General features: G+C 71.3%; 20 protein-coding genes. 14 read left to right on the top strand and 6 right to left on the bottom strand.

Translation table 11 applies throughout. From position 1 onward, the window contains the following. Positions 1-161: 161 nt before the first annotated feature. Positions 162-1,748 (bottom strand): N-acyl-D-amino-acid deacylase family protein, encoded by a 1,587-nt coding sequence (locus tag AC07EQ_RS34825; RefSeq protein WP_478392071.1) that lies wholly within the window; start codon positions 1,746-1,748, stop codon positions 162-164. A 268-nt stretch (positions 1,749-2,016) separates the two neighbouring features. Then, positions 2,017-3,252 carry an amino acid deaminase gene (locus AC07EQ_RS34820; RefSeq protein ID WP_478392132.1) on the bottom strand — a complete coding sequence of 412 codons (1,236 nt, stop codon included), beginning with the start codon at positions 3,250-3,252 and terminating at the stop codon, positions 2,017-2,019. Positions 3,253-3,425: 173 nt separating this feature from the next. Here AC07EQ_RS34820 and AC07EQ_RS34815 point away from each other — a divergent pair, with 173 nt between their 5' ends. Then, a complete protein-coding gene (locus AC07EQ_RS34815; RefSeq protein WP_478392070.1) occupies positions 3,426-4,193 on the top strand; it encodes an IclR family transcriptional regulator in 768 nt (255 codons plus the stop codon). After that, the gene (locus tag AC07EQ_RS34810) at positions 4,193-4,579 is read left to right on the top strand and encodes a RidA family protein (RefSeq protein WP_132493920.1); all 387 of its coding nucleotides are present in this window, start codon (positions 4,193-4,195) and stop codon (positions 4,577-4,579) included. Before AC07EQ_RS34815 ends, AC07EQ_RS34810 begins: the two co-directional genes overlap by 1 nt. Before the next feature lie 44 nt (positions 4,580-4,623). On the opposite strand, the gene AC07EQ_RS34805 is transcribed toward AC07EQ_RS34810, so the two are convergent. Continuing rightward, a complete protein-coding gene (locus AC07EQ_RS34805; protein ID WP_478392069.1) occupies positions 4,624-5,262 on the bottom strand; it encodes a LysE family translocator in 639 nt (212 codons plus the stop codon). A 93-nt stretch (positions 5,263-5,355) separates the two neighbouring features. Between AC07EQ_RS34805 and AC07EQ_RS34800 the strand changes: the two genes are divergently transcribed. Then, a complete protein-coding gene (locus tag AC07EQ_RS34800) occupies positions 5,356-6,450 on the top strand; it encodes a calcium:cation antiporter (RefSeq protein WP_478392068.1) in 1,095 nt (364 codons plus the stop codon). A 60-nt stretch (positions 6,451-6,510) separates the two neighbouring features. On the opposite strand, the gene AC07EQ_RS34795 is transcribed toward AC07EQ_RS34800, so the two are convergent. Next, positions 6,511-7,785 carry an MFS transporter gene (locus AC07EQ_RS34795; RefSeq protein ID WP_478392067.1) on the bottom strand — a complete coding sequence of 425 codons (1,275 nt, stop codon included), beginning with the start codon at positions 7,783-7,785 and terminating at the stop codon, positions 6,511-6,513. Further along, complete coding sequence (locus tag AC07EQ_RS34790; RefSeq protein ID WP_478392066.1) at positions 7,782-8,912, bottom strand: M20 family metallopeptidase; 1,131 nt, start codon at positions 8,910-8,912, stop codon at positions 7,782-7,784. The genes AC07EQ_RS34795 and AC07EQ_RS34790 overlap by 4 nt, the downstream gene beginning before the upstream one ends. 257 nt (positions 8,913-9,169) lie before the next feature. Here AC07EQ_RS34790 and AC07EQ_RS34785 point away from each other — a divergent pair, with 257 nt between their 5' ends. Together AC07EQ_RS34785 and AC07EQ_RS34780 are read left to right on the top strand one after the other, a co-directional pair. Continuing rightward, positions 9,170-9,829, top strand: coding sequence for a DUF1326 domain-containing protein (locus tag AC07EQ_RS34785; RefSeq protein ID WP_478392065.1), 660 nt, complete (start codon positions 9,170-9,172; stop codon positions 9,827-9,829). Then, positions 9,826-10,590 (top strand): DUF2182 domain-containing protein, encoded by a 765-nt coding sequence (locus AC07EQ_RS34780; RefSeq protein ID WP_478392064.1) that lies wholly within the window; start codon positions 9,826-9,828, stop codon positions 10,588-10,590. Before AC07EQ_RS34785 ends, AC07EQ_RS34780 begins: the two co-directional genes overlap by 4 nt. A 2-nt stretch (positions 10,591-10,592) precedes the next feature. Here the strand turns inward: AC07EQ_RS34780 and AC07EQ_RS34775 are convergent, their stop codons facing one another. Further along, positions 10,593-10,922 (bottom strand): DUF1844 domain-containing protein, encoded by a 330-nt coding sequence (locus AC07EQ_RS34775; RefSeq protein WP_478392131.1) that lies wholly within the window; start codon positions 10,920-10,922, stop codon positions 10,593-10,595. Between the two features lie 295 nt (positions 10,923-11,217). On the opposite strand from AC07EQ_RS34775, the gene infC reads away from it, so the two are divergent. The 9 genes from infC to AC07EQ_RS34730 all read left to right on the top strand — a co-directional run bounded on the left by infC (position 11,218) and on the right by AC07EQ_RS34730 (position 20,363). Next, a complete protein-coding gene (gene infC / locus AC07EQ_RS34770) occupies positions 11,218-11,811 on the top strand; it encodes a translation initiation factor IF-3 (RefSeq protein ID WP_093266843.1) in 594 nt (197 codons plus the stop codon). Positions 11,812-11,894: 83 nt separating this feature from the next. Beyond that, positions 11,895-12,089: a 50S ribosomal protein L35 gene (rpmI, locus tag AC07EQ_RS34765; protein WP_010313612.1), complete on the top strand. Its 195-nt coding sequence runs from the start codon at positions 11,895-11,897 to the stop codon at positions 12,087-12,089. 98 nt (positions 12,090-12,187) lie between these two features. After that, a complete protein-coding gene (rplT, locus tag AC07EQ_RS34760; RefSeq protein WP_093266845.1) occupies positions 12,188-12,556 on the top strand; it encodes a 50S ribosomal protein L20 in 369 nt (122 codons plus the stop codon). Beyond that, positions 12,556-13,404 (top strand): TrmH family RNA methyltransferase, encoded by an 849-nt coding sequence (locus tag AC07EQ_RS34755; protein ID WP_478392130.1) that lies wholly within the window; start codon positions 12,556-12,558, stop codon positions 13,402-13,404. Before rplT ends, AC07EQ_RS34755 begins: the two co-directional genes overlap by 1 nt. 249 nt (positions 13,405-13,653) lie before the next feature. Continuing rightward, positions 13,654-14,715, top strand: a complete 1,062-nt coding sequence (gene pheS / locus AC07EQ_RS34750) for a phenylalanine--tRNA ligase subunit alpha (protein ID WP_478392063.1) — start codon at positions 13,654-13,656, stop codon at positions 14,713-14,715. A 45-nt stretch (positions 14,716-14,760) separates the two neighbouring features. Next, the gene (gene pheT, locus AC07EQ_RS34745; protein ID WP_478392062.1) at positions 14,761-17,253 is read left to right on the top strand and encodes a phenylalanine--tRNA ligase subunit beta; all 2,493 of its coding nucleotides are present in this window, start codon (positions 14,761-14,763) and stop codon (positions 17,251-17,253) included. A gap of 78 nt (positions 17,254-17,331) precedes the next feature. Further along, complete coding sequence (locus AC07EQ_RS34740) at positions 17,332-18,849, top strand: PucR family transcriptional regulator (protein WP_478392061.1); 1,518 nt, start codon at positions 17,332-17,334, stop codon at positions 18,847-18,849. Between the two features lie 102 nt (positions 18,850-18,951). Next, positions 18,952-20,205 (top strand): NAD(P)/FAD-dependent oxidoreductase, encoded by a 1,254-nt coding sequence (locus AC07EQ_RS34735; RefSeq protein ID WP_478392060.1) that lies wholly within the window; start codon positions 18,952-18,954, stop codon positions 20,203-20,205. Then, positions 20,202-20,363 carry a hypothetical protein gene (locus AC07EQ_RS34730; protein WP_478392059.1) on the top strand — a complete coding sequence of 54 codons (162 nt, stop codon included), beginning with the start codon at positions 20,202-20,204 and terminating at the stop codon, positions 20,361-20,363. The genes AC07EQ_RS34735 and AC07EQ_RS34730 overlap by 4 nt, the downstream gene beginning before the upstream one ends. Positions 20,364-20,403 lie beyond the last annotated feature (40 nt).

Here is a 20,403-nt window from a genome sequence, read left to right as displayed (position 1 = left end):
GGCGCCGCCGCGGGTGCTCAGGGGTCTTCTCGCGAGGACAGCCCCGACGTGGTGAATGGGCATTCATGATGTCGGGGATCCCACAGCGAGAAGGCGACCGTAATTCCCGCAGGGGGGCCGCTACTCGCACCGCCACGTAAAACGAGTCCGGAGATTCACTTTCAGGCGGGCTTGCGCAGGGCGTGGCCCGGTAGGGCGTCGGTGCGGTGGCCGTCGTCGATCACCGGCACGCCGTTGACCAGGACGTAGGGGATGCCGACCGCCTGCTGGCGGGGCTCGTCGAAAGTCGCCGTGTCGGCGACGGTTTCGGGGTCGAACAGCACCAGGTCCGCCGCGAATCCCTCGCGGACCCGGCCCCGGTCGGTCAGGCCGAGCCGGTCGGCCGCGCGGGCGGTCAGGTGCTGGACGCATTCCTCCAGCCCCAGCACCCCGAGCTCGCGCACGTAATGCCCCAGGTAGCGGGGGAAGGTGCCCCACGCGCGCGGATGCGGGCGGGCCCCGACCAGCAGCCCGTCGCTGCCGCCGGTGTGCACCCGGTGCCGCATGATGGCCTGCACGTTCTCCTCGTGGCCGACGTGCATCAGGCACGAACTGCCGAGTTCCTCCGACACCAGCACGTCGAAGTAGAACTCCGTCGGCTGCTGCCCGGCCGTGCGGGCGGATTCGGCGACGCTGCGCCCCACCAGGTGCGCGTTGCCGGCCCGCCGGACGCCGTTGATCTCGATGGTGTCCCATTCGACCGGCACGCCGTGGCAGCCGTCGGAGCCCTGCTCCTCCAGGACGACGCGAATCCTGGCCCGCTGCACCGGATCCCGCAGCCGCTCCAGGGTCGCCGCCACGCCGCCCTCCATCGCCCAGCTGGGCAGCAGCGCGTGCAGCGAGGTGCTGCCCGGCAGGTAGGGGTAGGTGTCGAGGCTGATGTCGCAGCCCCCGGCGAGCGCTTCGTCCAACATGGACAGCAGGTCGGCGGCCCGGCCCTTGTTGACGCTGAAGTTCATGGTGGCGTGCGCGAGGTGCAGCGGGCAGCCGGTGGTCCTGCTGATCTCGATCATCTCGGCGTACGCGGCCAGCGCGCCGGCGCCGTAGCTGCGGTGGTGCGGGCTGTAGAACCCGCCGCGGGCCGCGACGACCTCGCAGAGCGCGGCGAGCTCACCGGTGTCGGCGTACATCCCGGGCGTGTAGGTCAGCCCCGAGGACATGCCGAAGGCGCCCTCGTCCAGCGATCGCGCCAGGACCTCGCGCATCCGGTCGAGTTCGGCGTCGGTGGCCGCGCGGTCGTCGTAGCCGACGCACAGCAGCCGCAGCGTGCCCTGCGGCACCAGGTACGCGGCGTTGGCGGCGATGCCGGTGTCGAGCCGGTCGAGGTATTCGGCGACGCTGCGCCAGTTCCAGTCGAATCCCGGCGGGTCGTCGTTCCAGCCCGCGATCTGGGCGCGCACCGTGGCCAGCGTGGCGTCGTCCACGGGCGCGTAGGACAACCCGTCCTGCCCGATGACCTCCAGCGTCACGCCCTGCGACACCTTCGCGGTGTGGTCGGGCGCGGCCAGGATCTGCAGGTCCGAGTGCGCGTGCATGTCGATGAAGCCGGGCGCGAGCACCAGGCCGTCGGCGTCGATCGAGCGCTTGCCGCTCAACCGCCCCGGCCCGGCGATCTCGGCGATCCGCCCGCGCTCGATCCCGACGTCGGCGAGGTACCCCGGGCCGCCGTCTCCATCGACGACCCGAGCCCCGTGGACCACAATGTCCATGTTGGAACCTTTCGGAATCAGGAATTCTTTTCAGCGGCTTGCGGAGCGGTGCAGGTGGCGGAACCTCAGAAGCCTTCTCGACTCCGGGATCCCCGGCTTATGTATGACCAATACGCGGCGCCAGGGCTGTCCTCGCGAGAAGACTCCTGAGAACCCGCGGCGGTGCGAGCTGAGTCCCACACTGCAAGCGGCTGCCGCCGCTTCTTGAAAGAAACCTCCCAGTTCGGTCCTCGTCGCACCCGGAGGTGCGTGCGTTCGCGCGGTCGTCCTAGAAGAACGTGCGCACCAGGTCGATCACGGTGTCGCCGTCGACGACCGGGATCAGGGTCCACTTGTCGAACACCGTGCAGGGGTGCGACAACCCGAAGCCGATCCAGTCACCGATCTGCAGATCGGCGCCGCGCACGGTCAGGAACGCGTGCTGGTCGGCAAGCGACGTCACCTCGCACGAACCGGCGGCCAGCTCCCGGATCTCGCCGTCCGCGCCGCGGATCACCTGCGGTTCGGGCAGGTCCTGGTCGAAGGACACGTCCCGGCGGCCCATGGTCAGCAGTGCCAGGCCCTCCTCCGGCCGCGAGGTGACCTGCGCCCACACCCGCATCGCGGGGTGGAACGGCCGTTCCTCGCCCGTCAGCCGGTGCTCGCGGCCGAACGGTGAGCGGACCCGGTAGAAGCCGTCGTCGTGCAGCAGGTATCCGCCGCTGCGCAGCACCGGCACCACCGGCAGCCCGGCGGGCCACGGCTCGGTGAACGCCTCGGCGACCTGGTCGAAGTAGGCGCTGCCGCCGCAGGTGACGATCACCTCGTCCAGGCCCGAGAAGTGGCCTGCCTCAGCCAGTTCCGCGACGAGCTCCCGCAAGCGGCGCATGTATCCGTCCACTGCGGACAGCGACTGCTCGCTGATGTCGTGGCCGAGCGCGCCTTCGTAGCCGCCGACGCCGACGAGCCGCAGCATCGGGTTCTCCAGCACGAGGTCGGCGATCTCGCGTGCTTCCGCGATCGTGCGCGCGCCGGTCCGGGCGCCGTCGCTGCCCAGCTCGACCAGCACGTCGACCTGCCGCGACGCGCCGTGCCGGGCCAGCGCCTCGGTCATCAGCCGCACGCCGCGCACCGAGTCCACGAAGCAGCTGAACTCGAACTCGGGGTGGGCGTCCAGCTCGTCGGCCAGCCACGCCAGGCCGCTGGCGTCCAGCAGCTGGTTGGCGAGCATGATCCGCTCCACCCCGAACGCCCGGTAGACCCGCAGCTGGCTGAGGTTCGCCGCGGTGATGCCCCACGAGCCGTTCGCCAGCTGCAGTTCGAAGAGCTGCGGGGCCATCGTCGTCTTGCCGTGCGGCGCGAGCTGCAGGCCGTGCCGGGCGCACCAGTCCGCCATGGTCCGCAGGTTGTGCCGCAAGGCCGCATCATCGAGCACCAGCAGCGGGCCGACGAAGCCCGCCTCGTGCAACTTCGGGCGCTGCGCGAGGAAGTCGCCGACGGTGCGGCCGAAGGCATCGGACGGCATGCCCTTGAAACGCCAGTCGATGCGCTCGTCGTGCAGCGCGCGCACCGCTGCGGTGTTGATCCCCCGTGTCGACACGAAGGCCTCCTATTGCGTAGACTGCAACGCCGGTTGCGTAAAATGCCGGGTAGGTATGTACCATCAGCGGCGCAGCACGTCAACGGATGGAGTGGTCGGTGAGCCAGAGCCTGGAACGCGGTCTGACCGTGCTGACCGCACTCGCCGCCGGCCCGCAAACGCTCGACCAGCTCGCGCAGCGTTTGGGCGTGCACAAATCCACCGCCATGCGCCTGCTGCGCACCCTCGAATCGGGCCGTTTCGTGCGCCGCGAGGACGTGCACCACTACCGCCTCGGCAGCGCCCTGTTCGACCTGGCCCATCAAGCGCTGGAAGACCTCGACGTGCGCACCGTCGCCCGCCGCCACCTGGTCGAGCTGGGGGAGATCAGCGGGCACACGGTGCACCTGGCGACCCTCGAGGACGACCAGGTCGTCTACATCGACAAGGTGGACAGCCGGCACCCGGTCAGGATGTACTCCCGCATCGGCCGTCGCGCGCCGGTGCACTGCACGGCCGTCGGCAAGGCCCTGCTGGCCGACTGGCCGACGCAGCAGCGCCGCCGGTTCGCCGAGCAGCTCAAGTACCCGAAGATGACCGCCAACACGATCGACTCGGCCGACCGGTTCCTGACCGAGCTGGACCGGGTGCGAGCCCAGGGCTACGCGGTGGACCGCAGCGAGCACGAGGACTTCATCCACTGCGTCGGGGCGCCGATCCGCAACCACCGCGGCGAGGCCGTCGCCGCCGTGTCGCTCTCGGTTCCCAAGATATTGCTGGACTTCGACGGACTGCTCGGTCTCGTCGACGACGTGCTGCGCGCCGCCGGCGAGGTTTCCGCCGAGCTGGGGTGGCAGCGCAAGAACCCGAAAGGAAAGGAAGTCTGATGGCCAGGACCGTGGTCAGCACCGACAAAGCCCCCAAGCCGCCGGCGAGCATCCCGCTGTCGCAGGGCGTCCGCAAGGGCAACATCCTGCAGGTCTCGGGCCAGACCGCCGTGGACCCGGCGACCGGCAAGGTGGTCGAGGGCGGCGTCCCCGAGCAGACCGAGCAGTGCCTGCGCAACATCATCGCGATCCTGGAGGCCGAGGGCGGCTCCCTGGAAGACGTGCTGATGCTGCGGGTGTACCTGACGGATGTCTCGCAGTTCGCGGAGATGAACGAGACCTACGCGCGAGTCGTCGGCGAGCCGTTCCCGGCCCGCACGACGGTCTACGTCGGCCTCCCCGCCGGGCTCCTCGTCGAGATCGACGCGCTGGCCGTCCTGGACTGATCGCCTCGCGATGAAGGGCGCCTCCGGCAGGAGGCGCCCTTCGCTCATTCCTTGCGGCCGGTGACGGCGACGGAGAGACCGAGGCCGATCATGGCGAAGCCGCCCGCCTTCTGGACCATCGCCAGGCGGCGCGGGGCGCTGGCGAGCCAATTGCGGGCCGTGGCCGCGAACAGGCCCCAGGCGCTGTCCGAGACCAGCGCGATGCCGATCGGGATCAGGGCGAGCAGCAGCATCTGCACCGGGACGTTGCCCAGTGCGGGATCGACGAACTGCGGAACCACCGCCGAGAAGAAGATGAACGTCTTCGGGTTCGCCACCCCCACCACCACGCCCTCCCGCAGCGTTCGCAGGCTGCCGAAGGCCGGCGCCTGCTCGGGCGGCTGCGCCGCCAGCGGGCGACTGCTGCGCAGCGCCTTGATGCCCAGGTAGACCAGGTACACCGCGCCCGCGACCTTGATCGCGGTGAACACCGCGATCGACTGCGCCACCACCGCACCGACGCCGAGCGCGACCGCGATGGCGACCAGGTAGCACCCGATGGCGTTGCCGACGACGCTGGTCAGCGCGGTGCGTCTGCCGTGGGCCAGGGCCCGGCCGACGACGAACAACACGCTTGGCCCCGGTACCGCGATGATCACCAAGGACATCGCCGCGAACACCAGCAACCGATCAACGGAAACCATTCCGGCACACCTCCTCGGACAGCCTGGCAAGCCGCCGCGCCGGACGCCAGTGAGTTCCACCGTCCCGGGCGGCACGAGATCTACTGTGGACACATGTCGTTGCGTTCGGTGTTGTCCTGGAACGTGCTGGTACCGGTGCTCGCGATCGTCGCGCTGGCCGTCGCCTGGCCCGGCAAAGGACTCGGCATAGGCATGGTGATCGTCCTCGCGGTCCTGCTCGCGGGCGCCGTGCTCACCGCGGTGCACCACGCCGAGGTCATCGCGCACAAGGTGGGCGAACCGTTCGGCTCGCTGGTCCTGGCGGTCGCCGTCACGGTCATCGAGGTCGGGCTGATCGTCACGCTGATGATCTCCGGCGGGCCGGAGACCGTGACGCTGGCCCGGGACACGATCTTCGCCGCGATCATGATCACCACCAACGGCATCGTCGGGCTGTCCCTGCTGATGGGCGCCCTGCGCTACGGCGTGACGAGCTTCAACGCCGAAGGCACCGGCGCGGAGCTGGCGACGGTGACGACGTTGGGCGCGCTGAGCCTGGTGTTCCCGACCTTCACCACCGCGGTGCCGGGGCCGGAGTACTCGTCGTCGCAGCTGGCCTTCGCCGCCGTCGCGTCGATCGTGCTGTACGCCATGTTCGTGTTCACCCAGACCGTCCGGCACCGCGACTTCTTCCTGCCGGTCACCGACGAGGGCGCCGTCGCTCCGGAGGACGACCACGCGCCGCCGCCGACCGGCCGCCAGACCGTGGTGAGCATCGTGCTGCTGCTGATCGCGCTGGTCGCCGTCGTCGGGCTGTCGAAGCTGGAGTCCCCGGCGATCGAGGCCGCGGTCGACGCGTTCGGCTTCCCGCAGTCCTTCGTCGGCGTGGTGATCGCGATGCTGGTGCTGCTGCCGGAGACGATCGCGGCGGTGCGCGCCGCCCGCCGCCGGCGGATGCAGATCAGCCTCAACCTCGGCTACGGCTCGGCGATCGCCAGCATCGGCCTGACCATCCCGGTGATCGCGCTCGCCACGATCTGGCTGGACGACCCGCTGCATCTCGGCCTGGGCGGAACCCAGCTGGTGCTGTTCACCCTGACCGTCATCGTCAGCGTCCTCACGGTCGTCCCGGGCCGCGCCACCCGTCTCCAGGGCTGCGTCCACCTGGCGTTGCTGGCGGCGTTCCTGTTCCTGGCCGTCAATCCGTAGCAACGAGCGAAGGACCACCTCCCGCATCGGGCGGGAGGTGGCCCTTCGCGCTTCGTCCGGTCAGCGGCGGCCGGCGAAGAGCAGGAGGACCGGCCCGATGATGGTGATCGCGCCCGCCACCACGAACACCCCGCCCCAGCCCCACGCCGAGTCGGCGAGGTAGCCGGTCACCAGCGGCGCGAAGATCGACGCGGACGTCGCGAACATCTGCACCGCGCCCGAGACGGCGCCGTAGCGCGACGCGGGCACCGCTTCGCCCACGATGATCCAGTACTGGGCGCCGGTGAGGTACAGCAGGAACACCACGACGGTCATCACCAGCACCGCGGCGAACGTGCTCGTCAGCGTCGACACCAGGGCGAACAGCAGCGCGGTCGCGGTCAGGCAGACGATCACCATCCAGCGGCGCGGGGCGGCCGAGTCGCCGACCCGCCGGACGAGCCAGTCCGTGGCCACCCCGCCGACGATCAGCCCGATGCAGCCGCCGACCCACGGGATCGCGCCGGAGATCGCCAGCTCGTCCAGGTCGATGCCCCGCTCCTGCACGAGGTAGTTCGGGAACCAGGACACGAACGTCCACAGGATCCACGCGTAGCCGAAGTACGCGATCGCGGTCGCCCACACCGCGGGCTTGCCCACGCAGTGCCAGAAGCCGGGCGCGTCGGCCTGCTCCTCGACGCTCGTGGCCGCCTGGTCGCCGCGGATCGCCTGCAGCTCGGCGGCGTTGACCTTCGGGTGCTGTTCGGGGGAGTCGCGGACGACGGCGAACCAGCCGACCGCGGCCAGGATGCCCAGCGCGCCGAAGACCAGGAACGGGATCCGCCAGTTGCCCTGGGTGGCGTGCATGATGCCGACCACGACCGGCGTGGCGATCGCGCCACCCAGCGGCGTCGCCGCGTTGGCGATGCCCAGCGCGGTGCCCAGTTCCCGCTTCGGGAACCAGCTGTGCATCAGCTTCGCGGTGACCGTCGCTTGTGGACCTTCGCCGGCGCCGAAGAGGAACCGGATGATCAGCAGGCTGACGAAGCCGACGCCGGCGGCGGTCAGCGCGGTGAACGCCGACCAGGCGATCACCGCCCAGCCCATCACGTTGCGCGGCCCGAACCGGTCGGCCAGCCAGCCGCCGATGAACCCGAACGGCGAGTAGGCGAGCGCGAAGATGCTGGCCAGCCAGCCGAACGCGGCGTTGGAGAAGCCGAACTCGGCGATGATCAGCGGCCCGGCGATGCCGAACGCGGCCCGGTCGGCGTAGTTCAGGCCGAGGATCATGAAGTCCGCGGCCAGCACGCCGAAGCGCCGGCGGGTCGGGGCCGTGGTCGTTGCGGTGGTCGTCATGCCGGGGCACCTCCGGTGCGCAGGACGCGTTCGACGACGTCGACCGCGGTGCGGACCTCGTCGAGCGGAACGGACTCGTCGGCGGTGTGCGCGCAGGCGATCGAGCCCGGTCCGAACACCACGGCGGGCACCCCGTCCAGGGCGATCTTGCTCGCGTCGGTGCCGTAACCGACGCCCAGCGGCGCCGCATCCAGCCCGGATTCGCGCAGGCTCCCGGCCACGGTGCGGACGAACGGATCGGCCGGGTCGCTGTCCAGCGAGTAGTCGACGATGTGCGGCTCGTGCACCGTCACCGGCCAGCGATCGGCGAGCTCGGCGCGCAGCGCGGCCCACACCTCGTGCGGGTCCTCGCCGCCGACGGTCCGCCGGTCGATGGTCAGCACGCAGCTGTCCGGCAGGACGTTCGGTCCCTGCCCGCCCTCGATCAGCGTGACCGCGAGCGACGGCGGGCCGACCAGTGGGCGGGCCAGCGCCGCCAGCCGCGGGGCGTGTTCGCGCTGCAGGTAGCGCACCACGTCGGCGGCGACCTCGATGGCGTTGGTCTTGTCCCACGGCTGCGAGCTGTGCCCGCCTTCGCCGTGCGCCTCGATGCGGCAGCGCATGCATCCCTTGTGCGCCACCACCATTCGCAGCTCGGTGGGCTCGCCGACGATCGCGCCGACCGGGGTGGGCAGGCCGCTGGCGCGCAGCGCGGTCACGCCGCGGTAGAGGTGCTCCTCGTCGACGACGCCCGCCAGCACCACCGTCCGGGGCCTCGGCCCGCGTTCGGCCAGCCGCGCCATCGCGGTCAGGAAGACCGCCAGCGGCGCCTTCGCGTCGCACGCCCCGCGCCCGTACAGCCGCCCGTCGCGCACCACCGGGTCGAACGGGTCGATCGTCATGCCGTCGGTTTCGACGGTGTCCAAATGTGATTCGAGCAGCAGCGGGCGGTCGTCGTCGCCGGGTAGCGTGACGATCACGTTCCGTCGCCCGTCGAGGACTTCTTCGGTGTGCGCCTGCATTCCGCGTTCGGACGCCCACTGCGCGATGTTCTCGGCGAGCTCGGTTTCGGCCGGTTCAGCGCGCTCTCGCGGATTGATGCTTGGAATGCGAACGAGGTTCGCGAGTAACTCGACCGGATCGGCCACGTTCACCCCTGGAATTTTTTGTTGTGTGGAGCGAACAAACGCTAAGTCAGCATCGGGCAGTGGTCAAGATCTTGCGGCAGTGCAAGGATTTCGGGTATTAACCGTCCACTGTGCATTGCGCGAAGTGCAATGCGATCCACTGTGCATTGCGCCGAGTGCAACAGGTGCCGCCGCGCGGGTCTTTCGGCCGTGCCGATGGGGATGCGGATCATGGATGCTGGCGGCGGACCACCACCGACGCGCCTCGGGGGATCGAGATGAACGCGCCCGGAGTTGCGCAATGGCACCTGGCGGGCGTCTGGTTCGACGCCTGCAAGTGCGCGATCCCGTGCCCCTGCTCGTTCGCCCAACCGCCGACCTACGGCGATTGCGACGGCGTCCTCCTCTGGCACATCCGCGCCGGCAACTACGGCGACCTGGATCTCGGCGGCCTCAACGTCGCGATGCTCGCGTCCTTCACCGGCAACATCTGGACCGGGGAACACCGCGACGCCCGCGCCGCGGTGTTCTTCGACGAACGCGCCGGCGAGGCGCAGTACGCCGCGCTCCGGACGATCTTCACCGGGCGGGCCGGCGGCTGGCCGCAGCGGTTCGGCGAGCTCTTCGGGCCGGAGATCGTGGCCGCGGAGACGAGCCCGATCGAGGTCGACATCGCCGACGACCTGTCCTCCTGGCGGGTGCGGATCCCCGGCTGCGCGGAGGCCGTCGTCACCGCGCTCACCGGCCCCACCAGCGCCGAAGGCGCTCGCGTCCAGGTGCACAACCTGCCCGGCGCGGAGGTCGGCCCCGGTCAGCCGCCGGCGACCTGGGGGAGGGCGACGTCCGACCGGGCCGACGCGTACGGCTTCAGCTGGGAGCGCGTGGGCAATTCCAGCAAGCTCATCCCGTTCGACTGGACGGGACCGGACGCGGCATGACCCGCGCCGCCGCCCGGCGCGGCATCCCGGCCCCGCGCACCTGGTCGCGCGCGGAGCTCGCGCTGGCGGTCGCACTGCTCGCGCTCGCCGGGACGGCCTGGCTGATCACCGGCCTCGCGGCGATGCCCGACATGACCGCGGGAATCCTCACCGGCGCGATGGCGATGTCCGCCATGCCGCTGTTCCTGCTGATCTGGCCGGTGATGATGGCGGCGATGATGCTGCCCGCCAGCACGCCGTTCACCATCGGCGTGCGCCGGCTGGCCGCGGCGCGCCACGCCCGCCGCGGCACCGTCGCCGCCCTGACGGCGGGCTACCTGGTCGTCTGGAGCGCCACCGGGGTGCCCGCCTACGCCGTCCTGCGGGGGTTCGACGCGATCGCGATGTGGGGCGACGAGGTGTCGGTGCGGGTCGGCGCGGTCGTGCTCATCTCCGCGGGCGCGTACCAGTTCACGCCGCTGAAGCGCTGGTGCCTGGCCCGCTGCCGCTCGCCGCTGGCCCTGCTGGTGCGCCACGGCGACACCGCCCTGCGCAGCCGCGCGGGCGCGCTGTGGGTGGGCGTGCACCACGGCGGGTACTGCCTGGGCTGCTGCTGGGCGCTGACCGTCGTGCTGCTCGCCGCGGGCGCCATGAACCTCGTGTGGATGGCGGTCCTGGCGGCGCTGATCGCGCTGGAGAAAGCGGCCCCGCGCGGCGAGGCCATCGGCTTCGCGCTGGGCGTGGCCGCGATCGGCCTCGGCGTCTTCCTGCTCGTCCGGTGAGCTCAGTACACCGGGCCGGTGTACTTCTCGCCCGGGCCCTGACCCGGGGCGTCCGGGTGGGTGGACGCCTCGCGGAACGCGCGCTGCAGCGTCTGCAGCCCGTCGCGGACCGGGCCCGCGTGCGGCCCCAGGTATTCGACGGAGGAGGTGACCAGTCCGGCCAGCGCGGTGATCAGCCGGCGCGCCTCGTCCAGGTCGCGCTCCGCCGCGGTGTCCGGGTCCTCGGCGGCCAGCCCGAGCTTCTCCGCGGCCGCGGACATCAGCATGACCGCGGCCCGGCTGATCACCTCGACGCTGGGAACATCGGCGAGCTCGCGGACGTTGAGTTCCATGTCCGCGTCGGGTACCGGCTCACCTGGCAGGTCGGACGCGTTCGGGGACGGGGTTGGCTGCGGTTCGGTCACGCCTGCTACCCTGACACGCACGACCAGCCCCTGCTTAAGCGGGGGCGGCAAAGTGGAGTCCCGCTCCCACCCGCGTAGCCGCCACAGGCTTCCGGGTTCCGGTCCTGTCGGTGGTGCGAGCCATCGGTGGCACGAACGGTATTGCGGTACCGGTTCGATCGGTTTGGAGTCAGGGTCCCGCGGCCCGCGGAAGCGGTAGCCGGCGGGACCTCTGCATTCCGGGGTGAGCTCTACGCGCCGCGGTGCAGTTACTAAGCCATCGAACCGAGGAGGGCCCATCAGCTCCGAGACGCGCATCAACGACCGCATCCGGGTTCCGGAGGTCCGCTTGGTCGGACCCAACGGTGAACAGGTCGGCATCGTCCGCATCGAGGACGCGCTCCGGCTGGCCCAGGAAGCGGATCTGGACCTTGTCGAGGTCGCCCCGCAGGCGCGCCCGCCGGTCTGCAAGCTCATGGACTACGGCAAGTTCAAGTACGAGAGCGCGCAGAAGGCTCGCGAATCGCGTCGCAACCAGCAGCAGACCGTCATCAAGGAGCAGAAGCTCCGGCCGAAGATCGACCCGCACGACTACGAGACGAAGAAGGGCCACGTGACCCGCTTCCTCAACCAGGGTCACAAGGTCAAGGTGACGATCATGTTCCGTGGTCGTGAGCAGTCGCGTCCCGAGTTGGGCTTCCGCCTGCTGCAGCGACTGGCCGACGACGTTTCCGAACTCGGATTCATCGAGGCCAACCCGAAGCAGGACGGCCGAAACATGATCATGGTCCTTGCGCCGCACAAGACGAACAAGACCAAGCCCAAGGCGAACGCGTAAGTCCGCAGGGCTCGTGATGTGACGCCGGGCCGGGACGCAGTCCGCGCCCCCGCCCGGCATCAGTACGAAACGAGGACGAGAAGATGCCGAAGAACAAGACCCACAAGGGCACCTCGAAGCGCTTCAAGGTGACCGGCACGGGCAAGCTGCGGCGCGAGCAGGCCGGTCGTCGGCACATCCTGGAGAAGAAGTCCAGCCGTGTCACCCGCCGGCTCGAGGGCACCGAAGCGGTGGCCAAGGCCGACGTCAAGCGCATCAACCGACTGCTGGGTCGCTGAACCCCGACCCGCTGCTCCCGGGCAGCAGGTCAGCAACGCAGTTCCAGCAACCCGCACGGGCGGTTCCCCGCCCCCGATGAGATGACAGGACGGACCCCGTGGCACGCGTCAAGCGGGCAGTCAACGCCCAGAAGAAGCGCCGCACCATTCTCGAGTCGGCCCGTGGTTACCGCGGTCAGCGCTCCCGGCTGTACCGCAAGGCCAAGGAGCAGATGCTCCACTCGATGACCTACGCCTACCGCGACCGGCGGGCCCGCAAGGGTGACTTCCGGAAGCTGTGGATCACCCGCATCAACGCCGCGACCCGGCAGCACGGCCTGAGCTACAACCGGTTCGTGCAGGGCCTGAAGGCCGCCGAGGTCGAGGTCGACCGGAAGATCCTGGCCGAGCTCGCGGTCAACGACCCGCAGGCGTTCGCCGCGCTGGTCGAGGTTGCGCGCAAGAACCTGCCGGAGAGTGCGGCCTGATCACCGAAGGCCCCTCCGCTGCACCGCGACCCGGGACGACGACTCCGCTGACGGAGCGATCGACCCGGGTCGCGGTCGCTCGCAAGCTCACCCGCCGCGCCGGCCGGGAGAAGGCCGGCGCGTTCCTCGCGGAAGGCGCCCAGGCGGTCGGCGAGGCGCTGACGGCGCACGCCGCCGGGGTGCTGCGGGTGCGCGACGTGTTCGCCACCGAGCAGTCCCGGCACGCCGAGTTCCTCGACCGGGCGCGCGCCGAGTCGGTGCCGGTGCACCTGGTCACCGAGCGCGCCGCGGCGTCGCTGTCGGAGACCGTGACCCCGCAGGGCCTGATCGCGGTCTGCGACCTGCCGGACACCGCGCTGCCCGACGCGCTCGCCGAACGCCCGAACCTGGTCGCGGTGCTGGTCGGCGTGGCAGACCCGGGCAACGCCGGCACGGTGGTCCGGGTCGCGGACGCGGCCGGTGCCGGTGCCGTGCTGTTCGCCGGTGACACCGTCGACGCCTACAACGGCAAGGCGGTGCGGGCGTCCACCGGCAGCCTCTTCCACCTGCCGGTCGCGCGGGACCGCGACGTCTCCGCCGTGCTCGCCGCCTGCCGCGCGGCCGGGCTCCGGCTGGTCGGTGCCGACGGCTACGCCGCGGGCGACCTCGACACGGCCGACCGCGACGGCCAGCTCGCCGAGCCCACGGCGTGGGTGTTCGGCAGCGAGGCCCACGGCCTGCCGGACGAGGTGAAGTCCGAGCTGGACACCACGCTGCGGGTGCCGCTGTACGGGCGCGCCGAAAGCCTGAACCTGGCCACCGCCGCGGCGGTCTGCCTCTACGCCTCCGCCCGCGCCCAGCACCGGTGAAGCCCGGCGGTTTTCCCGCGCGCACTTCGGGGAAGTTGACGATTTCGCGTGAAATCGCGAACCGGCCGGGTCCGGGACCGCGTGTCGGCACCGGATCTCCGCGAAAAGCGGTTGGGGTCGTCGCATAGAATCCAGGGGTCAGCTTGCGGCTTGAGTCGTATGCCAACGAGCAGGTTCGCCGCCCCCGGGCCACCGGTCCGGGAATCGGGTACTGATGCCTGTCGGATCAACGGGAGTCACGCACTAACGATGTCTGGAGCCAACGACCCGTACGACCCGAAAGAGGTCGCCGCGCTGTCGCCGGAGACGCTGGACCGCGCGGTGGTCGAGGCCAGCAAAGCCTTCGCCGCGACCACCGACCTCGATGCGCTGGCGGCCGTCAAGCCCGCGCACCTCGGGGACCGTTCGCCGCTGCTGACCGCGCGCCGGGAGATCGGCGCGCTGCCGCCGAAGGCGCGATCGGAGGCCGGCAAGCGCGTCAACCAGGCCCGCGAGGCGATCCAGGGCGCATTCGACGAGCGCCGCGCCGCCCTGCAGGCCGAGCGCGACGAGCGGGTGCTGCGCGAGGAGACGGTCGACGTCACGCTGCCCTGGGACCGCGTCCCGGCCGGCGCGCGACACCCGCTCACGCAGCTCGCCGAAGAGGTCGAGGACGCCTTCGTGGCGATGGGCTGGGAGGTCGCCGAGGGTCCCGAGCTGGAGACCGAGTGGTTCAACTTCGACGCGTTGAACTTCGGCAAGGACCACCCGGCCCGCACCATGCAGGACACCTTCTACGTCGGTCCGGAGAACTCCGGGCTGGTGCTGCGCACCCACACCTCGCCGTCGCAGATCCGCTCGCTGCTGGAGCGGGACCTGCCGGTGTACGTGGTGTGCCCCGGCCGCACCTTCCGCACCGACGAGCTGGACACCACCCACACCCCGGTGTTCTCGCAGGTCGAGGGCCTGGCGGTGGACAAGGGCCTGACGATGGCGCACCTCAAGGGCACCTTGGACGCGTTCGCCCGGGCGATGTTCGGCCCGGACTCCAAGACCCGGTTGCGGCCGTCGTTCTTCCCGTTCACCGAGCCGTCGGCGGAGATGGACGTGTGGTTCCCGGAGAAGAAGGGCGGCGCCGGCTGGGTCGAGTGGGGCGGCTGCGGCATGGTCAACCCGAACGTGCTGCGCGCCTGCGGCGTCGACTCCGACGTCTACACCGGCTTCGCGTTCGGCATGGGGCTGGAGCGCACGCTGCAGTTCCGCAACGGCATCCCGGACATGCGCGACATCGTCGAGGGCGACGTCCGGTTCACCCAGCCGTTCGGCATCTGATGCCCACCGACACCACCCACCTGAACGAGAGAAAGGCCTGACCAAGTGCGGATTCCGGTTTCCTGGCTGGCCGAGCACCTTGAGCTGCCCGAGGAGACGACCGCGGAGACGCTGGCCGAAGCGTTCATCCGGATCGGGTTGGAGGTCGAAGAGGTCGTCCACCTGACCCAGGTGCGCGGGCCGCTCGTGGCCGGTCGCGTCGCCGCGATCGAGGAACTCACCGAGTTCAAGAAGCCGATCCGGTTCTGCCAGGTCGAGGTCGGCGCGGACGACTCCGGCGAGCAGCGGGTGCAGGGCGTCATCTGCGGTGCCCGCAACTTCCAGGAGGGCGACCTGGTCGTGGTCGCGCTGCCCGGTGCGGTGCTGCCCGGCGACTTCGAGATCACCTCCCGCAAGACCTACGGCAAGGTCAGCGAGGGCATGATCTGCTCGGCCAAGGAGCTGGGCATCGGCGAGGACCACGACGGCATCCTGGTGCTGCCGCCCGGTTCGGCCGATCCCGGTGACGACGCGGTCGAGCTGGTGGGGCTGGACGACTCGATCATCGAGCTGGCCATCACCCCGGACCGCGGCTACTGCTTCTCGGTGCGCGGCCTGGCCCGCGAGCTGTCCAACGCGCTCGACGTGCCGTTCGGCGACCCGGGCACCCGCCCGGTCCCGGCCGACGACCGGCCCTCGCGCGAGGTGGAGCTGCGCGACCCGGGCGCCTGCTCGCGGTTCGTGTTGCGCCGGGTCACCGGCGTCGACCCGACCGCGCCGAGCCCGTGGTGGCTCCGCCGCCGCCTGGCGCTGGCCGGGATGCGGTCCATCTCGCTGGCCGTGGACGTCACCAACTACGTGATGCTCGAGCTGGGCCAGCCGCTGCACGCCTTCGACACCACGAAGGTGACCGGTGCGCTGGTGGTGCGCCGCGCCGAGCAGGGCGAGAAGCTGACCACCCTGGACGGTCTGAGCCGCGAGCTGGACCCGGACGACATCGTGATCTGCGACGACAGCGGCCCGGTGTCGCTGGCCGGCGTGATGGGCGGCGAGTCCACCGAGATCGGCCACAACACGCACGACGTGCTGCTGGAGGCGGCGAACTGGGATCCGGCCAGCATCGCCCGCACCATCCGCCGGCACAAGCTGCCCAGCGAAGCGGGCAAGCGCTTCGAGCGGACGGTGGACCCGGCGATCGCCGCGGTGGCCACCGAGCTGGCCGCGCAGCTGCTGGTCCGCTACGGCGACGGCACCATCGCGCCGGGCCGCACCGACGTCGGCGCGCCGAAGCAGCCCGAGCCGGTGACCATGCCGCTGGCGCTGCCGGACAAGATCGCCGGGGTGTACTACGACCGCGGCGTGACCGCCCGGCGGCTGAGCCAGATCGGCTGCCGCATCGAGGTCGGCACCTCCGACGAGGGCGTTGGCGTGGTGACCGCGACCCCGCCGACGTGGCGGCCGGACCTGAAGCAGCCGTACGACCTGGTCGAGGAAGTGCTGCGCCTGGAGGGGTACCACACGATCCCCTCGGTGCTGCCAGCCGCGCCGGCCGGGCGCGGGCTCACCGCGGAACAGCGCCGCGAGCGCGCGGTCTCCCGCGCGTTGGCCGGTGAAGGCTACGTCGAGGTCCTGCCGTTCCCGTTCGTCGGCAAGGCGACGCTGGACGACTTCGGCCTCGCCGAGGACGACCCGCGGCGGCGCACCATGACGGTGCTCAACGCGTTGGAGAGCGACCGGTCGCTGCTGACCACGACGCTGCTGACCGGACTGGCGGAAACCTTGCAGCGCAACGTTTCCCGCGGCCAGCGCGATCTCGCGCTGTTCCACATCGGACAGGTCGTGCAGCCCGCGGAGAACCAGCCCGCGGTGCCTTCGGTCGGCGTGGCGTCGCGGCCCAGCGACGAGGAGATCGCCGCGCTGCACGCGGCGCTGCCGGCGCAGCCGAAGCACGTCGCCGTGATGCTGGGCGGCAACCGCGAGCACGCCGGCTGGTGGGGCAAGGGCCGCGAGGCGAACTGGGCGGACGCGGTGCAGGCCGCGCGCGTCGTCGCCGAGGCCGCCGGTGTGGAGCTGACGGTGAGCGCGGGCGAGCTCGCGCCGTGGCACCCGGGCCGGTGCGCGCAGCTGAAGGCCGGTGACGTCGTCGTCGGCCACGCGGGCGAGCTGCACCCGAAGGTCGTGGAGGCGCTGGGCCTGCCGAAGCGGACCTGCGCGATGGAGCTCGACCTGGACGCCCTGCCGCTGACCGACCGCCGCCCGGCACCGCAGATCTCGGCGTACCCGCCGGTGCTGATGGACATCGCCCTCGTGGTGGACGAGGGCGTGGCCGGGGCCGACGTGATCGACGCGGTCCGCGCCGGCGGCGGCGAGCTGCTGGAGGACGTGCGGCTGTTCGACGTCTACGCCGGTGAGCAGCTCGACGAGGGCAAGAAGTCGCTGGCCCTGGCGCTGCGCTTCCGCGCCTCGGACCGGACGCTCAAGCAGGAGGAGGCCACCGAGGCCCGCGACGCGGCGGTGCGAGCCGTCACCGAGCGCCTCGGCGCCAGCCTCCGAGCCTGACCGTTCGGCCGCAATTTCCATTGAAATCGAAGATCTGATTTCAATGGAAATTGCGGCCTTGGCCATCAGGGAGCGGCCGTGGTCAAGCTGGATCGGTTGATCAACGTCCTCGGCGGCCTCGGGGCCCGGCTGGGCAACGCCCCGCGCTCCAGGTCCACGGAGCTGCGGTCGGTGGCGCTGCACGACCCGGCCGATCCTGCCCCAGGCGGTGAGGACGTTCTGCTCGCCGTCGGCGTCGACGCCGACGGCGCGGCGGATCTGCTCTTGAGCACCCGCGCCGAAGTGGTCGTGCTGCGTTGCACCGAACTCGGCGAGCGGGCGCTCGCGGCGGCCCGCGACCGGCACGTGACGGTGGTGCTCGTCGATCCGGCCGTGTCGTGGGGGCAGCTGGCGGCCGTGATCTACGGGCTGGTGCTGGAGGGCCGCGAAACCGAGGCGGGCCGGGGCCCGACGGACCTGTTCGCGCTGGCCGACGCGCTCGCGGACTCGGTCGGCGGCCCGGTGACGATCGAGGACCACCACTCCGGCGTGCTCGCGTACTCCAGCCGGCAGCACAGCGCCGACCGGGCCCGGCTGGCCACGATCCTGGGGCGGCGGGTGCCCGCGGAGATCCGGCGGGAACTGACCGAGCGCGGCGTGTTCCGGCACCTGGAGACCTCCGACGAACCGATCTTCGTGGCGCCGCTGGGGCCGGAATCGTTGCACGGCAGGGCGGTCGTGGCGGTCCGCGCGGGCAAGGAGCTGCTGGGCTCGATCTGGGTGGTGGCGGAGCACGCGCTCACGGACGCGCACCAGGCCGCGCTGGTCAGCGGCGCGCGCACCGCGGCGCTGCACCTGCTCCGCGCCCGGGCCAGCGCGGATCTGGAGCGGCAGGTCGAATCCGATCTGGTCACCGGGCTGCTGGAGGGGCATGAGGACCCGGCCGCGGCGTTGAGCCGCCTCGGCCTGCGCAGCTCGCGGTACCGCGTGGTTGCGGTGCAGGTGCACACCGGTGGCGCGCCGGAGGCCGCGCCGCTGCTCGCCTTCGAGCGGGCGACGACCGGTTTCGGCTGGTCGCGGCCGGGGCGCAGCGCGCTGTTCGCGAACACCGTCTACACGATCCTGCCGCACGAGGACGCCGAGCCTGCGTGCGAGTGGGCGCGGGCTCTGGTCCGGGAACTCGCCGGCGATGCGACGGTCCTCGTCGGGGTGGGCGGGCCGGCAGAGCCCGCGCAGCTGGTGGACAGCAGGCAAGAAGCGGACGAGAGCCTGGCGCTGCACGCGACGCGGGCGGACCGGGTCGCGGCCGTGGTCTACGACGAGGCGTGGCACGAGATCCTGCTGCGGCGGCTGCGGCACGTCGCGTCGACCGGGCGGGTGCCGGATCGAGGCCCCGTCGTCGAGCTCCGCCGCCACGACCGGGAGCACGGCACGAGCTACGTCGAGACGTTGCGGGCGTGGCTGGAATGCCAGGGCGACCTGGGTGCCGCCGCGGCGCGACTGGAGGTCCACCCGAACACCGTCCGGTACCGGATGCGGAAGATGGCCGAGCTGACGCCGCTGGACCTGGACGACCCCGACGCCAGGCTGGCGATGATCATCGCGCTCGCCGTGTAGTCGGTTCCGGCCAATCGGGGCGCCGCGATTTGTGCGATTCCGACACTGGCGCGGCGCCGCCGCCGGGGCAGGCTCCACCTCAAGACGTTTCGAGGAGGAAGCATGCGCGAGGACGGGATCGACGGGGTTCCGCGCCGGGCAGTGGTGATCGGCGCGGGTGTGGTCGGCTTGTCGACCGCTTGGTTCTTGCAGGAGCACGGCGTCGAGGTCACGGTGCTCGACCGCGAGGACGTCGCGGCCGGTGCGTCCTGGGGCAACGCCGGTTACCTCTCGCCGGGGTTCTCGATCCCGCTCCCGGAGCCGAGCGTGCTGCGCTACGGGTTGCGTTCGCTGTTCGACCGGGACGCGCCGCTGTACGTGCCGGCCTCGGTGGATCCCGGGCTGTGGTCCTTCCTCACCGGTTTCGCCCGGCGGTGCACGCCCTGGGCTTGGCAGCGGTCGATGCGCGCGTTCGTCCCGATGAACGCCGAGTGCCTGGACGCCTTCGATGCGCTGACCGCGGGCGGCGTGTCCGCGCCGACGGTGCCCGCGCCGATCACGGCGGCGTTCGAGAAGCCCGAGCAGGTCGCCGAGCTGCGGCACGAGTTCGAGCAGATCCGCCGCTGCGGCCAGGACGTCGAGGTCCGCGAACTGTCCACTTCGGACTTCGACGTGCCGCAGCTGTCGTCGCGCATCGCGGCGGTGCTGCGGGTGGAGGGGCAGCGCTTCGTGGACCCCGGCGAGTTCACCCGGAGCCTGGCGAAGTCGGTGGTGGAGCGCGGCGGAAAGCTGCGCACCGGGTTCCGGGTGCGGGAGGTGCTGCGGGGCTCCGGTCAGGTCACCGTCAAGTCGGAGCAGGACGAGCGGGTGTCGGCCGAGGCGGTCGTGCTGGCCACCGGCGCGTGGCTGAGCCGGCTGGCGAAGCCGCTGGGCGTCCGCACCGCGGTGCGGGCCGGGCGCGGCTACTCGTTCACGGTGCCGACCGAGCAGCCCGTGCCGGGCCCGATCTACCTGCCCGCGGCGCGCGTGGCGTGCACGCCGTACCAGGGCGGCCTCCGGGTGGCGGGGACGATGGAGTTCCGCTCGGTGGACGATCCGCTGGACCGCGGCCGCATCGAAGCGATCGTGCGCTCCGCACGCCCGCTGCTGAAGGGCGTCGACTGGAACGAACGCCGCGACGAGTGGGTCGGCGGCCGCCCGGTGACGCCCGACGGCCTGCCGCTGATCGGCTCGACGAAGATGCCCGGCACCTACGTCGCGGGCGGCCACGGCATGTGGGGCCTGACCCTGGGCCCGCTCACCGGGCGCCTGCTGGCGGAGCAGATCACCACCGGAAAGCGCCCGGCGCTCCTGCGACCGTTCGACCCGCTGCGATGAGCACGGACCTGACGGCGGCGGAACGAGCGGAACTCGACCACCTCCGCCGCGAGAACCAGCTGCTGCGAGTGGAGAAGGAGATGCTCCTGCGCATCGCCACGGAATACGCCCTGGACGCGCACCCGGCGACACGTGAAGCATGGGCTGAATTCGGATAGTTACAGATCAACTACGGTGGCTCCGTCCTCGGCAGGACGG

It is taken from the genome of Saccharopolyspora sp. NPDC045839, from assembly GCF_056431645.1.
Note: the sequence above shows the minus strand (reverse complement) of the source record. Positions and strands in the feature narration are given on the sequence as shown.

Excerpts from the sequence above, each read along its gene's own strand:
- AC07EQ_RS34825 (WP_478392071.1), bottom strand. The coding sequence starts at position 1,748 with ATGGACATTGTGGTCCACGGGGCTCGGGTCGTCGATGGAGACGGCGGC.
- AC07EQ_RS34820 (WP_478392132.1), bottom strand. The coding sequence starts at position 3,252 with ATGCCGTCCGATGCCTTCGGCCGCACCGTCGGCGACTTCCTCGCGCAG.
- AC07EQ_RS34810 (WP_132493920.1), top strand. The coding sequence starts at position 4,193 with ATGGCCAGGACCGTGGTCAGCACCGACAAAGCCCCCAAGCCGCCGGCG.
- AC07EQ_RS34805 (WP_478392069.1), bottom strand. The coding sequence starts at position 5,262 with ATGGTTTCCGTTGATCGGTTGCTGGTGTTCGCGGCGATGTCCTTGGTG.
- AC07EQ_RS34800 (WP_478392068.1), top strand. The coding sequence starts at position 5,356 with ATGTCGTTGCGTTCGGTGTTGTCCTGGAACGTGCTGGTACCGGTGCTC.
- AC07EQ_RS34795 (WP_478392067.1), bottom strand. The coding sequence starts at position 7,785 with ATGACGACCACCGCAACGACCACGGCCCCGACCCGCCGGCGCTTCGGC.
- AC07EQ_RS34785 (WP_478392065.1), top strand. The coding sequence starts at position 9,170 with ATGAACGCGCCCGGAGTTGCGCAATGGCACCTGGCGGGCGTCTGGTTC.
- AC07EQ_RS34780 (WP_478392064.1), top strand. The coding sequence starts at position 9,826 with ATGACCCGCGCCGCCGCCCGGCGCGGCATCCCGGCCCCGCGCACCTGG.
- AC07EQ_RS34775 (WP_478392131.1), bottom strand. The coding sequence starts at position 10,922 with ATGGAACTCAACGTCCGCGAGCTCGCCGATGTTCCCAGCGTCGAGGTG.
- rpmI (WP_010313612.1), top strand. The coding sequence starts at position 11,895 with ATGCCGAAGAACAAGACCCACAAGGGCACCTCGAAGCGCTTCAAGGTG.
- pheS (WP_478392063.1), top strand. The coding sequence starts at position 13,654 with ATGTCTGGAGCCAACGACCCGTACGACCCGAAAGAGGTCGCCGCGCTG.
- AC07EQ_RS34735 (WP_478392060.1), top strand. The coding sequence starts at position 18,952 with ATGCGCGAGGACGGGATCGACGGGGTTCCGCGCCGGGCAGTGGTGATC.
- AC07EQ_RS34730 (WP_478392059.1), top strand. The coding sequence starts at position 20,202 with ATGAGCACGGACCTGACGGCGGCGGAACGAGCGGAACTCGACCACCTC.